This is a genomic window from Sorangium sp. So ce448 (genome assembly GCF_051520915.1).
In the GTDB taxonomy this organism is placed as follows: domain Bacteria; phylum Myxococcota_A; class Polyangia; order Polyangiales; family Polyangiaceae; genus Sorangium; species Sorangium cellulosum_B.
Map to the genome: position 1 here is coordinate 925670 of NZ_CP150343.1, position 12996 is coordinate 938665.

At 72.9% G+C, this 12996-nt stretch carries 9 protein-coding genes and 1 tRNA gene; 6 read left to right on the top strand and 4 right to left on the bottom strand.

Translation table 11 applies throughout. From position 1 onward, the window contains the following. Positions 1-42 precede the first annotated feature (42 nt). The 4 genes from cysS to WMF45_RS03455 all read left to right on the top strand — a co-directional run bounded on the left by cysS (position 43) and on the right by WMF45_RS03455 (position 5502). Complete coding sequence (cysS, locus tag WMF45_RS03440; protein ID WP_437715537.1) at positions 43-1614, top strand: cysteine--tRNA ligase; 1572 nt, start codon at positions 43-45, stop codon at positions 1612-1614. Positions 1615-1772: 158 nt separating this feature from the next. Then, entirely contained in the window at positions 1773-2738 is a 966-nt protein-coding gene (locus tag WMF45_RS03445; protein WP_437715538.1) for a DnaJ C-terminal domain-containing protein, read from the top strand. Positions 2739-2788: 50 nt separating this feature from the next. Further along, positions 2789-3856: an AgmX/PglI C-terminal domain-containing protein gene (locus WMF45_RS03450; protein WP_437715539.1), complete on the top strand. Its 1068-nt coding sequence runs from the start codon at positions 2789-2791 to the stop codon at positions 3854-3856. A 200-nt stretch (positions 3857-4056) separates the two neighbouring features. Continuing rightward, positions 4057-5502, top strand: coding sequence for a protein kinase domain-containing protein (locus WMF45_RS03455; RefSeq protein ID WP_437715540.1), 1446 nt, complete (start codon positions 4057-4059; stop codon positions 5500-5502). 10 nt (positions 5503-5512) lie between these two features. On the opposite strand, the gene WMF45_RS03460 is transcribed toward WMF45_RS03455, so the two are convergent. Next, positions 5513-6748 carry a chorismate-binding protein gene (locus WMF45_RS03460; protein ID WP_437715541.1) on the bottom strand — a complete coding sequence of 412 codons (1236 nt, stop codon included), beginning with the start codon at positions 6746-6748 and terminating at the stop codon, positions 5513-5515. 65 nt (positions 6749-6813) lie between these two features. Here WMF45_RS03460 and WMF45_RS03465 point away from each other — a divergent pair, with 65 nt between their 5' ends. Further along, positions 6814-7551: a TlpA family protein disulfide reductase gene (locus WMF45_RS03465; protein WP_437715542.1), complete on the top strand. Its 738-nt coding sequence runs from the start codon at positions 6814-6816 to the stop codon at positions 7549-7551. Positions 7552-7633: 82 nt separating this feature from the next. Here WMF45_RS03465 and WMF45_RS03470 read toward each other — a convergent pair whose 3' ends face one another. Next, a complete protein-coding gene (locus WMF45_RS03470; RefSeq protein WP_012233257.1) occupies positions 7634-8242 on the bottom strand; it encodes a response regulator in 609 nt (202 codons plus the stop codon). Positions 8243-8699: 457 nt separating this feature from the next. Between WMF45_RS03470 and WMF45_RS03475 the strand changes: the two genes are divergently transcribed. After that, positions 8700-8773, top strand: a tRNA-Pro gene (locus tag WMF45_RS03475). Between the two features lie 188 nt (positions 8774-8961). On the opposite strand, the gene WMF45_RS03480 is transcribed toward WMF45_RS03475, so the two are convergent. Beyond that, positions 8962-11709: an ATP-binding protein gene (locus tag WMF45_RS03480; protein WP_437715543.1), complete on the bottom strand. Its 2748-nt coding sequence runs from the start codon at positions 11707-11709 to the stop codon at positions 8962-8964. 181 nt (positions 11710-11890) lie between these two features. Then, positions 11891-12895, bottom strand: coding sequence for an electron transfer flavoprotein subunit alpha/FixB family protein (locus WMF45_RS03485; RefSeq protein WP_437715544.1), 1005 nt, complete (start codon positions 12893-12895; stop codon positions 11891-11893). Between the last annotated feature and the right edge of the window lie 101 nt (positions 12896-12996).

Below are 12996 nucleotides of genomic sequence, written 5' to 3' on the forward strand. Positions count from 1 at the left end.
GGCCCGTGACAGCATCCGCCTGCCTTGATAGACCCCCGGCCGATGTCCGCCCTGCGCCTCCACGATACGCTGACCCAGAAGCTCGCCCCGCTCGCCCCGCGGCGGCCTGGCGAGGTCCGCATGTACTGCTGCGGCCCGACGACCTACGACGTCGCGCACGTGGGGCACGGCCGCGCCGCGCTCGCCCCGGATATCCTCGTCCGCCACCTGAGGGCGCGCGGCCTCCGCGTCGTCTACGTTCGAAACGTCACGGACGTCGACGACAAGATCCTGCAGAGGTCGGCCGAGTCCGGCGAGCCGCCCATGGACCTGTCGGCGCGGATGGCTCGCCTGTACCAGGACGATGTCGCCGCCCTCGGCTGTCTGACGCCCGACGTCGAGCCGAAGGTCTCGGAGCACATCCCGGAGGTCGTCTCCCTCGTCGAGCGGCTGATCGAGCGAGGCGCGGCCTATGTCGTCGAGCGGCCCGGCGACCTTCGCGACGTTCGCGACGTTTATTACTCGGTCCGCAGCTTCCCCTCCTACGGCAAGCTCTCGAAGCGCAACCTCGACGAGCTGCGGGTCGGCGCGCGCGTCGGTCCGTGCGAGGACAAGCGCGATCCGCTCGACTTCGCGCTCTGGAAGGGGGTCGCCCCCGGCGGGTGGGGCTGGGACAGCCCGTGGGGCAAGGGGCGCCCCGGGTGGCACATCGAGTGCTCTGCCATGGCGGGCCGCTACCTCGGGGCCGGCTTCGACGTCCACTGCGGCGGCATGGATCTCGTCTTTCCCCATCACGAGAACGAGATCGCGCAGAGCGAGGCCGCCCATCCGGACGGCGCGCCGCTCGCCTCGATCTGGATCCACAACGGCTTCGTCAACGTCGACAAGGAGAAGATGGCGAAGTCGCTTGGCAACTTCGTCAAGCTCCGCGACGTCTACGCGCGCAACGACCCGGAGGCGCTCCGCTACTTCCTGCTCACGGTCCACTACCGGGGCCCGCTCGAGTTCGACACCCACAAGCGCGACGACGGCCGCGTCGTGTTCCCCGGCGTGGTCGAGGCCGAGCGCCGCGTCGACTACCTGTATGCGACGCTCGATCGACTGTCCGCGCTCGCCGGCCCGCCCGCCGCCGGCGAGGGCGCCGCGCCGGAGCTGCCGGCGCGGCTCCCGAAGGGGTTCGCGGCGCTCGCCGCGCTCGCCGACGGCGCGCCGGGCCGCGCCGCCGCCGCGCTCGACGACGACCTCAACACCCCCGTCGTGCTCTCGATCATCGCCGAGGTCGCCAAGGCCGCCAACGAGCTCGCCGACGCCGCGCAGCGGCGGGGGAAGGACCAGGACGTCGCCCGCGCCGCCCCGCCGCTCGCGCGCCGCCTCCACGCGGCCCTGCGTTCCTCGCTCGACGTCCTCGGCCTGCTGCAGACGCCGTCTCCGGTCTACCAGGCCCGCACGCAGGAGCAGCGCCTCGGGCTCCTCGGCACGACCCGGCAGGCGATCGAGGCGAAGCTCGCCGAGCGCGCCGCGGCGCGCGCCGCGAAGGACTTCGCGCGGGGCGACGCCCTCCGGAAGGAGCTCGAGCGCGACGGCATCGAGGTTGCCGACTCTCCCACCGGTACGACATTCCGGGTGAGCGCCTGAGGCGCGCCGCGCCGCGCGCGTTCCACCGCTGACGCTCGTGCAGGCGGCTGCCCCCAGTGGACGACGACCGACGGGAGATCTAGGTTTCGGCCCGATGAAGGCCCGCAGCGGTCCGCGCGCCTCGCACCTCCCGCGGACCAGAACGATGACGGACGACCATGGCTCGTGATCTCTACTCCGTGCTCGGCGTCTCGCGCGACGCGGACGAGGACAGCATCAAGAAGGCGTTCCGCAAGCTCGCGATGAAGTACCACCCGGACAAGAGCCCGGGGAAGGCCAACGAGCAGAAGTTCAAGGAGATCAACCAGGCTCACGAGGTGCTGAGCGACAAGACGAAGCGCGCGCTCTACGACGAGTTCGGCGAGGAGAGCCTCTCGCAGAACTTCGATCCCGAGCGCGCCCGCGCTTACCGCCGCTACGCGAACGCGCGGGCCGGCGGCGGGGGCCGCGGCCCCGGCGGCTTCGACGTCCAGGAGATCTTCGGCAACGCCCCCGCCGGAGGCGACCTCAGCGACATCCTCGGCGACCTCTTTGGCCGTGGCCGCGCCGGCGCGGGCGGCGCGGGCCGCCGCCCGCAGCCGGCGCGCGGCCGCGGCGGCGACATCGAGCAGAACCTCACCATCGATTTCGTGTCGGCGGTGCGCGGCACGACGCTCCAGCTCCAGCGCGAGGGCGACCCCGAGCCGGTCACGGTGCGCGTCCCGCCCGGGGCCGCCGAGGGCAGCCGCCTGCGCATCCGCGGCCAGGGCGCGCCGGGCATGGGCGGCGGCGAGCCCGGCGATCTGCTGCTCAACATCCACGTCACGCCGCACCCGTTCTTCAAGCGCGAGGGCGACGACCTCCACCTCGACGTCCCCGTCACCCTGAGCGAGGCCTACCGGGGTGAGAAGATCCGCGTCCCCACGCCCGACGGCGAGGTGACGCTCAAGATCCCGGCGCGCACGCAGACCGGCCAGGTGATGCGGCTGCGCGGCAAGGGCATCGCCCGCAAGGCGAAGGAGCCCGGGGATCTCTACGTGAAGTTCGTGGTGCACGTCCCCACCGTCGACGACCCCGAGGTCGCGAAGGCGATCGACGCGCTCGACGGCAAGGTGGAGGCGCCGCGCGGCGATCTCCGGTTCTGAGCGCGGCCTCCCGGCGCGGCGCGGGCCGCGCCTACGGTCCGCTCCTCGCCATGGCCATCGCGCTCGCCGCGTGCGCCTCGCCGGCGCCGCCGCTCCCGGCCCCGCGCGCCGCCGGCCTCTCCGCCCCGGCCGTCGGTCCGTCCAGGCGGGTGGACGCCCTGGCGCCTGCCGCCTCCTCCACTGAGCCGCGCGCCCCGGCCGCGCCTCCGGCGGTCTCTTCTGCGGCGCCGGGCGCCTCCCTCGGGGACCCGTCCGCGGCGGCCGCCGAGGGCGGCGTGCGCGGCGCCTCGCAGGGACCCTCGATCGCGATCGATCCGCCCTACAAGCTCGGCCGCCACCTCGTCCCTCGCGGCCAGGCCGAGGTGGCGGAGCAGAATCGCTGGAACGCCGGGGGCAGGGGCGATCCCCCCGCGCCGCCGCCTCCGGCCGAGGGGCACCCGCTGCCGAGGATCATCGTGGACATCGACCACGTGAAGGGTCCGCTCAAGGCGAGCGAGGTGCAGCGCATCGCCCGGCGGCACCTCTGGATCCACGTCTACTCGTGCTACCGCCTGCGCGCGTACCGGGACCCGACGCTGCACGGCAAGACCACGGTGCGGCTCACGGTGAGCCGCGCCGGCAAGGTCACCGGGGCGCGCGCCACCTCGTCCACGCTCTCCGCGCCGGACGTCGTCTCGTGCCTCACCGCGCGCGCGCGGTCGCTCCCGCTCCCCGGGGCCAAGGCCGGCTCGACGGTCACGGCCACGCTGCAGGTCTATCCGGGCGACGAGCCGGTCGAGCCCCCGCCGTCCGTCCTCGCTCCTGGCCCGGGCGAGCTCCAGCCGGACGCGATCTCCGCGGCCCTGGCCGAGGCCTTGCCCGTGTGGCGGAGCTGCTACGAAGAGGCCCTCGCGGGCGCGCCGGCGCTCTGGGGCCGCCTCGCGATCCGCTTCCACGTGACCGACAGCGGCGCCGTCGACGAGGCCTTCGAGGCCGAGTCGCGCTTCCCGGACGAACGGCTCACCCGCTGCGTGCTCCGGCGCGCGCGGGCGCTCACGTTCCCGGCGCCGGAGGGCGGCGACCTGCGCTTCGTCGTACCGCTCCGTTTTTCGCCCGACCCGCAGCCCTCAGCACCCTAGTTCCGCCCCAACCGGGACGGGCTCCTTGTGCTCCGCGCTACGACTCGCCTCTTCCCGCGCGCGGCGTGCGGTGCGAACGCTCCCGCCGCCTGCACGGTCGAGGCGGTCGCACAAGCAAACCGTGCAGCGACCCGCAACGCCAAATTGCGCCGCATGGCGTATGTGCAATTTTACGGTGGGGGAGGAGGCTCAGGTAACCCATGGATATCTCACCGGGCACCATCGTTGGGGGGAAGTATCTGCTGGAGAGGCAGCTCGCGCGTCCGTTCGCGCGGATCGCGCGCGACCGCGGCTCGGTCTGGGCCGCGCGCGAGCTCCAGCTGGGCGTTCGTGTCGCCCTGAAGCTCTTCGACCCCGACGCCGGCGCCACGGGGGAGATCCTCTGGCTCGACCGCTGGGTCCGGGCCGCCGCCGAGCTCTCGTCGCGGCACGTCGTGAGCGTGCGCGATCACGGCACCGAGGACGGCGTGGTCTACCTGGCGATGGACCTGCTCTCCGGCGAGGATCTCGCGGCGCGCCTCGTCCGGCACGGCCGGCTCTCGCTGGACGAGGCCGCGCGCGTCGCGGTGCAGGCCGGCGACGCCCTGCAGGCCGCCCACGCGGCGGGCCTCCTTCACCAGGGCCTCCGGCCGGAGAGCCTCTTCCTCGCGCTGGAGGGCGACGAGGAGGTCGTGAAGGTGCTCGACTTCGGCCTCCCGAGGGCGGTCGCGCCCCGGCTCGTCGGCGAGATCGCGGCGGAGATCAGCGCGGGCGCGCTCCACTACCTCAGTCCGGAACAGATCCGTGCGGAGCGGACCCTCGACGCGCAGACCGATCTCTGGTCGCTGGCCGCGATCCTGTTTCGCGCGGTGACCGGCCACCTCCCGTTCCCCGGCGACATCGCCAGCGTCGTCGCCTCGAAGATCCTGCTCGCGCCGGTGCCCATCGCGACGCGGCTCGCGCCGAGGCTGCCTGCCGCGCTGGACGGCTTCTTCGAGAAGGCGTTCGCGCGAGACCGGGCCCGGCGCTTCCGCTCGGTGGAGGAGATGGTGTCGTCGTTCGCTCGCATCGCGGAGCACGCGCCGCCGCCCTCCTCTGGCCTCCAGCGCCCGCCCCTGTCGGCGCGCGCTTCCGGGATCGCCTCGATGCGGGCGCCGGTCGCGGCGTTCGCGCAGGGGAACGCGGCGGCCCCTCGCGCCGTCGTGGGGCCGGAGGCCGGCTCCGAGCCGCCGACCGCGAGCCGCACGACGCCGCCGGACACGCTGCTCGGCGCGGAGAGCGCCAACGTGCTGCGCGGGCTCGCGTCGCCCGCGCGCCTGGGCTGGCTCCTCCCCGCCGGCCTCGTCGCGCTGATGGGCGTCGCGACGTTCGTGACGCTCACGCGGCCCGAGCGCCCGAGGCCTGCGATTGCCGCGACCGGCGCCAGGGCGGCCGTGCTCACGGCGGTGCTCGCCGCCGGTAAGGCCCAGGCGGCGCGCGCCGCCGCGCTCGAGGCGATCGCCTCGCCGCCGGCTCGGCCGGCGCCTCCCGAGCCTCCTCAGCGCGGCGCACGCGCGGCGGCGACCGCGCCCCAGGCCGCTGCTTCGTCGCGCCTCTCGCGGCCAGGCACCGCCACGGGGGCGGCCCCCACGGGCGCGCGCGTGCGCCAGGGCCTGCTGCACGACTGAGCGCTGCGCGCTACGCGCTCCGGACCGCGTCGTCGTCAGCGGCGGCCTTCTCGGCGGCGGCCCTCTTCTCCGCGGCCGCGTCGCTCGCCTTGCGCGCCTCCTGCGCCGCGCGGATCGCCGACAGCGCCGCGCGCGCGTCGCCGCGCGTCCGTTCCGACGCCGCGCGCGGGTCGCTCCCGTTCCCGATGCGCGCGCCGGTCATCGTCTCGAAGTAGCCCGACTCGACCCAGACGGCGCCGAGCGTGTGCGCAATCTCCGCGCCCTCCGGCCCGAAGTACCCGACCGAGCCGCCGTAGATCTGGCGCGGGCCGACCTCGAGGCGGCGGCTGACGCCGCTCGCGCGCGCCGCCGGCGCGCCGACCGCGCTGCCGCGCGCGAAGGCGGCGCGCAGCGCCTCGACGGGCGACGTGTCACCCGCGCTCGGCCCCGCCGATGGATCGCGCTCGACACGGACGAGCGTCTCGCCCGACGCGCCTGCCACGGTGAGCGCCGGCGCGAACGGCGACTCCGCGAAGTCGAGGAAGTAGAGGTGGGTCGACGGCGCGAGCACCCGCAGCGCCCGGTACACGTCGAACGGATCCGCGCCGCGCAGCGGGGCCCGGAACCTGCGGGCGAGCACGACCTCCTTCGCCTCGCCGGCCGCGACGCGCTCGTGCGCGGCGGCCACCTTCGCGACGAAGTCCTCGTCGGCCACCGGCGTCTCGACGTGCTCTGGCAGCGCGTGCGGATCGAGCGCGGGGAGGCTCATCTGCTCTGGCCCGTGCGACAGCTCCCAGGCGCATCGGCTCACGGCGCCTTGCGACTGCCCGGCGATCGTCATGGTCTGCGCCACGCTGTCGAACACGACGACGGTCGCGTCCTTCATGACCCGTCCGAGGTACGCCTCGTCGGGCCACGGCTCGACGCCCAGGAGCAGGTGCACCGCATCGTACGCGAGGAAGCCGACCCAGGCCTGACAGACGCGGGCCGCCAGGTCGCGCGCCGTTCCCTGTGCGTCCGGCGTCTCTCGGGCCGAGGCTTGCGCGAGCCCGTCCGCGAGCGTCGCGAACGGGTCGAACCCGCTCGGGAGGAGGGTCTCGGCGCGCGCCCTGTAGCCGAGGATCGCGTAGCGGCCCCAGCGCTCGCCGGGCAGGGCGGACTCGAGCATGAACGACGACCGGCCCGGCGACTGGGCGCGGAGCGCGGCGTAGGCGCGGACCGGCGTGACGTGATCGGCCGGCAGGGTGCGGGTCACGACGGAGCTCATCGCGGCCCAGCCTACACGACGTTGCGCCGCGCGGAGAAGGCGGGCAAGGTACCTCGAAGGACGCGGTGCGAAGCGCGAACGCCCTCTCTTCGGCCCTCGGTTTGACTGCCTGCCGCGGCTGGCTGGCTGCCCGCGGCGGCTTGCTGGTCGCCTTTGGCAGCCTGGCGGCTGCCTGCGGCGGCGCGCAGCCCGCCCCGGAGGGCGCGCGCACCACGGTCGTCTCGCTGCGGAAGATCGACTGCGAGGCGTGCGGCGCCGAGCTCGTGGCGGATCTCCGTGAGCGCCCGGGCGTCTATTCGGCCGCCTTCGACAGGCGCCGCGCCGAGATCTCCGTCACCGCGTCGCGGTCGTTCGACGTCGCGGGGACAGTGAAGCGGCTCGCCGCCGACGAGGGGTTCGAGGCGGTGCTCGGCGCCGGCCAGGGGCAGTACCTCGGCTGGGCGACGTTCCCCGAGGGCGCGGACGCCCGGACGATCGAGGACGGCGGCGCGGACATCCCCGACCTCGGCCCCCAGATCGTCCCGGGCAAGGTCACGGTCGTCGACTTCGTGGCGGCCTGGTGCATGCCCTGCCGCAAGCTGGACGCGCACATGGTCACGGTGCTCGAGGCCCGCAAGGACGTCGCGTACCGCAAGCTCGACATCGTCGACTGGGACAGCCCGCTCGCCCGGCGGTACCTGAAGCAGATCTCGAAGCTGCCGTACGTGATCGTCTTCGACACGTCGGGCGCGCGGGTCGAGGCGATCGCCGGCCTCGCGCTCGACGAGCTCGACGCGGCGATCGAGCGCGGCGCGCGGCGCTGAGCCGGCGCCGGCCCGGGCGCGCGCGTCCACGCTGTCCACGCTGGGCGCGCGGCGGGCCCGGCATCGCCGCTCGGCGAGCGGATCAGTAGTGGCCGAAGAGGTCCTGGATGCGCGACTCGAGCGCGACCGCGATCTTGTAGAGCGACGAGATGGACGCCGACGACTCGGCGCGCTCGATCTGCGACAGCAGCGACACGCTGAGCCCCGTGCGGCGCGCCATCTGCTTCAGCGTGAGGTCCTTGTCCTTGCGGAGGTTCCTGATCGTGTCGCCGATGACGCGGTGGAGCTGCTCCTCGGGCGTCCGCGCGAGGCCCTTCTTGCGCATGACGCGGGCGAGCACCTCGCGGAACTCGTCCACGTTGAACGGCTTCTTGATGTAGTCGACCGCGTCGAGCTTCATAGACGCGACGGCGCTCTCGAGGTTGGGGAAGCCGGTGAAGATGACGACGGCGATGTCGTTGTCGACCTTGCGGATGCGCTTGAGCACCTCGATGCCGTCGAGCTTCGGCATCATCAGGTCGAGGATGATGAGGTGGTAGCCGCCCGTGCGCACCTCTTCCTCCACGGTCGTGGGGTCGCCCAGCGTCTTGACCTGGTACCCGTCGCGCTCGAGCAGCGTCTGCATGTAGTCACAGATCGCGCGGTCGTCGTCGACGATCAGAATGCGTACAGCGGGAAGCTCAATTGCCACCTGTTCCTCCTCTCACGTCACGACCGCCGGAGCCGGCCGGTCGCCCTGGTCCGTTCTGGAAGGGGCCGCCCGTGCGGTCCCCTGCTCAAGTTGCGCGAGCAGGGGGCGAGGCCCTCACCGGCGCACCAGACGCCTCGCTCTCTGCTTCCTTTCGGCAACATCGGGATTCCAGTGACACTTTAACACGGCCTGAGCAAGTTAGGACGGGACATTTTTCTTGCGCTCCCACGATTCTTGGCTTCGTGAAACGTCCGGGGCGCCGGGGCGACCCCGAAGTGAGCGAATTCTTGCCGCTTTTTGTCATCTGGCGCTCATGCGGTGCGCGGGCGCTCCCGGGGATACCGTGCGAGCCCGCGGTGCAGCGGTGGAGCCCTGATCATTTCGTATTGACAAGCGGCTCACTCTTGGCGATGTTGCGCGCCCGCTGTTCAGCGGGCGTTGCTCTTGGGGCAGCGAACGGGGCGTAGCGCAGCCTGGTAGCGCACTCGGTTCGGGACCGAGGAGTCGGAGGTTCAAATCCTCTCGCCCCGACTCAGTTCATCTGGGGGTTCACGAAGGGCGGCCTGATGGCCGCCCTTCGTCGTTTGGGCGTGCCGACGGGAAGACGGGGAGCGGGGGGCTTCCTGGCCGTGGGCGTCTACGTTGACGTCTGGCCGTTTACGTCCACGACCACGACCACGTTGACGTCCACGTCCATGTTGGGGTGGGCGTGGGCGGGCCTAGCCGGTGCGGCCGGCCAGGTTGGCGATCACGGCCGCTAGCTCCGATGCCTCGATCGGCTTGGGCACGTGCGACTGGAAGCCGGCCAGCAGCGCGCGGGTGCGGTCCTGGGCGCTCGCGTACGCGGTCAGCGCCGCGGCGGGAATGCGACCTCCCTGCTCGGGGCTCTGCGCGCGCAGGCGCCGGATCAGGCTGTAGCCGTCCTCCCCGGGCATCCCGAGATCGCTCAGGATCACGTCGGGCTTCTCGCGCTCGATCGCGGACAGCGCCTCGTCGACCGTCGCGACCGCGGTGATGCTCGCCCCCTTGCGCTCCAGCACCGTGGTCACGAGCTCCCGCGCGTCCGGCTCGTCGTCGACCATCAGCACCCGGACGCCCTGGAGCGTCGGCTCCAGCTCGTTGGACAGGGGGACCAGCCCATCGGCCCTCCGGAGCGCCGCGATGGCGCCCCGGGGCGCGAGCGGGATGTCCACCGTGAACGTCGCGCCCTTGCCGTCCCCGGCGCTCTCCGCCTTCACGGTGCCGCCGTGGAGCTCGATGAGGTGGCGGGCGATCGCAAGGCCGAGCCCGAGCCCGCTGTGCGGCCGCGTGCTCGTGCTGTCGGCCTGGCGGAAGCGGTCGAACACGTACGGCAGGAACTCCGGCACGATGCCCTGGCCCGTGTCGCTCACCTGGATGCGGGCCAGGCCCTCGGCCCTGCCGAGCTGGATCGAGACCTTGCCGCCGCGCGGGGTGAACTTGATCGCGTTCGACAGGAGGTTCCACACCACCTGCTGCAGCCGGGTCTGGTCGCCCGAGATCGGCCCCGCGTTCGGGTCGAGCTGCACGAGCAGCTCGATCCCCTTCGCGTCCGCGCCGTGGCGGACCGCGTCGATGGCGGCGTTGATGATCGGCGGCAGGTCGACCAGCATCACGTCGAGCCGCAGCTTGCCCGTGATGATGCGGGAGGCGTCGAGGAGGTCCTCGACGAGCTGCGCCTGGAGCGTGCCGTTGCGCTCGATCGCCTCCAGCGCGCGGACGTGCGTGTCCGGCTTCAGCGAGCCCTGCCGCAGCATGCGCGCCCAGCCGAGGATCGCGGTGAGCGGGGTCCTGAGCTCGTGCGAGAGCGTCGCGAGGAACTCGTCCTTGGCGCGGTTGACCTGCTGCGACTCGCGGTAGAGCTGGGCGTTGTCGAGCGCGAGCGCGGCGAAGTTGCAGAGCTCCTCGGCGAGCGCGAGATCCTCGACGGTGTAGCGCCGGCTCGGCTCGGTCGAGAGCAGCGTGATCGCCCCGCGCGTCCGGTCCCGGGCGCGCAGCGGCACGATCATCGCCGAGCGGACGCCGAGCTCCCGGAGCACCGCGAGGTACGCCGGGTCGTGCGCGCCGGACCAGCACTCGTTGCCCGGCTTCAGCGACGCGGCGCGCTGCCACGCCATGCCCTCGACCTCGGGGAGCAGGAGCGACTCGCCGCACCGGAGCACCGCGTGCACCGCGCGCGGCACCTCGGGATCCGTCGGGTAGCGGGCCGGGAGATCCCGCCCCAGCGCCTTCTTCGTGTCGCTCGCGTGCACGGCCGCGAGCCGGCCCAGCGAGCCGTCCGGCTCGACGATGTCCACCACCGTGGCGTCCGCGATGTGCGGCACCGCGAGGCGGGCGACGTTGGCCAGCGTGCTCTCGTAGTCGAGGCCCGACAGCGCGAGCTGCCGGCTCGCCTCGCCGATGAAGTAGCGCCGCTTGTCGGCGAGCCGCTTCTCGGTCACGTCGCGGAAGACCAGCACGAGCCCGACGAGCTCGCCCTCCTCGCTCCGGATCGGCGCGCCGTTCGAGTCGATCGCGAGCTCCGAGCCGTCCTTGCGGAGCAGCAGCGTGGTGTCGTCGAGCCCGATGATGCCGCCGTGGCGCAGCACCTCGGTGACGGGGTTGTCGAGGTCGTCGCGCGTCTGCTCGGAGATGATCCGGAAGACATCGGACAGGCGGCGGTCCTTCGCCTCGTCGAGCGTCCAGCCGGTCAGCGTCTCGGCCACGGCGTTCATGAAGTCGATCCGCCCGGTGCCGTCGGTCGAGATCACCGCGTCGCCGATGCTCTTCAGGGTGGTCGAGAACTTGGTCTTGCTGACGCGGAGGTCCGCCTCGAGCTGCTTGAACTGGGTGATGTCGGCGAAGATGGACACCGCGCCGAGCATCTCGCCCTCGGGCGAGAAGAGCGGCGCGCAGCTGCCGAGCAGCATCCCGTGGGTGCCGTCGAAGCGCTGGAAGTGGACCTCCTCTGCGGGGACGGTCTCCCTGCGCGACAGGCACCGCGCCATGGACCAGTCGCCGCCCTCGAACGGCCGCCCGTCGGGGTGGAACGCGCGGTAGCGCCCCCAGCCCTCGACGTTCTCGGCGGTGGAGCTGCCGGCCCAGATCCGCTCGGAGGCGCGGTTCTGGAGGATCAGCTTGCCCTGGCTGTCGGAGACGATGATGCCGTGCGGGCTCTCGCTGAGGAGCGCGTCGAGGAGCCCGCGCTCGTGCTGGGTGATCACGCGCAGCCGCTCGACCTCGCGGCGCAGCGCCTCGATCTCGGTGTCGACCGGCGGCACCGACGCCGCGAGCGGCGTGAGCTCGAAGGAGGCGCTCGCGGTCGGATCGAGGCTCACGATCGCGCGGTCGATCTCCATGACCGTGGGGCCGATGAGCCGCCGCTGCTCCGTGGTCCTGGCCGTGTCGTACAGCAATGCCCGCGCCTGCGCGAGCGCCGCGACGATCGGCATGTCCGGGCGTTCGGGCATAGAGCTCAAGGGATCCCACGGCCGCAGGACGCGAACAAGATGCTACGTGCGCGACCTGACACGGAAATCGCGCCCGTGAACGTGGACTCCTCGCTGGACGGACTCATCCGGTGAGCCGGGGTACGCCCGCATCCCTGGAGGGCGGACGAGGTGCACCCCGGCGGGGTCGGTGGCGCGAGGATCAGCTGCGGGCTGCCTGGATCTGCTTCACGAGCTCGGGCACGGTCGCGAAGAGATCGGCGACCAGGCCGTAGTCGGCGACCTGGAAGATGGGCGCGTCGGCGTCCTTGTTGATGGCGACGATGACCTTCGAGCCCTTCATCCCGGCGAGGTGCTGGATGGCGCCCGAGATGCCGACCGCGACGTAGAGCGAGGGGGCGACGACCTTGCCCGTCTGGCCGACCTGGAGGTCGCTGGCCGCGTAGCCGGCGTCGCACGCGGCGCGGCTGGCGCCGACGGCGGCGCCGAGGACGTCGGCGAGCGGGTCGAGGATCTCGTTGAAGCGCTCCTTCAGGGCGCGGCCGCCGGAGACGACGACCTTGGCCTCGGCGAGCTCGGGGCGCTCGCTCTTCACCTGGTCGAAGGAGACGAACTCGACGCGCTCGGCCGCCGCGCTCGGCGGGACGACCGCGACCTGCTCGATCGGCGACGTCGCCCCGGTGGGCTCGGCGGCGGCGAACGCGCTCTGGCGGACGCTCACGACCTGGACGGGGGTCGAGACGGTGCAGACGCCGTACGCGTTGCCGGCGTACATGGGGCGCTTGTACTTGAGCTTGCCCCCCTCGGGGAGGAGCTCGGAGATGTCGCTCGCGAACCCCGCCGAGAGCCGCGCCGCGACGCGCGGGAGCAGGTCCTTGCCGTAGGCGCTCGCGGTGCCCACGACGACGGCGTACGTCGCTGGCGTGCGGGGATCCGCGTTCGCGGTCCCCTTGGCGGCCGCCGCGACGGTCGGCACGTAGCGCTCGGCGACGTAGTCCTTGAGCGAGCTCGCCTGCGCGACGAGCACCTTGGCCGCGCCGAGCGTCGCCGCCTCGGCGGCCGCGTCGCCGAGGGCGTCGCCGATCACGAGGATCGAGTACGTCCCGCCGAGCGCCGCCGCCGCCTGCCTCGCGAACGTGACAGCGGAGTGGGTCGTCTTCTTCAGCTTTCCATCGGCGGCCTCGGCCACCACGAGAACGTCAGCCATGATCCCTCCTGCACGACCCGCCGCTGCGGGTCGGGGTCCGCGTCGGCGGCACCCTCGATGTCTTCGACCTCTTGTCGCGTCCGGTCTTGTCCCTGCTGCGT

What these genes read in the sequence shown, in the direction of transcription:
- cysS (WP_437715537.1), top strand. Translation starts at nt 43, where the DNA reads ATGTCCGCCCTGCGCCTCCACGATACGCTGACCCAGAAGCTCGCCCCG.
- WMF45_RS03445 (WP_437715538.1), top strand. Translation starts at nt 1,773, where the DNA reads ATGGCTCGTGATCTCTACTCCGTGCTCGGCGTCTCGCGCGACGCGGAC.
- WMF45_RS03450 (WP_437715539.1), top strand. Translation starts at nt 2,789, where the DNA reads ATGGCCATCGCGCTCGCCGCGTGCGCCTCGCCGGCGCCGCCGCTCCCG.
- WMF45_RS03455 (WP_437715540.1), top strand. Translation starts at nt 4,057, where the DNA reads ATGGATATCTCACCGGGCACCATCGTTGGGGGGAAGTATCTGCTGGAG.
- WMF45_RS03460 (WP_437715541.1), bottom strand. Translation starts at nt 6,748, where the DNA reads ATGAGCTCCGTCGTGACCCGCACCCTGCCGGCCGATCACGTCACGCCG.
- WMF45_RS03480 (WP_437715543.1), bottom strand. Translation starts at nt 11,709, where the DNA reads ATGCCCGAACGCCCGGACATGCCGATCGTCGCGGCGCTCGCGCAGGCG.
- WMF45_RS03485 (WP_437715544.1), bottom strand. Translation starts at nt 12,895, where the DNA reads ATGGCTGACGTTCTCGTGGTGGCCGAGGCCGCCGATGGAAAGCTGAAG.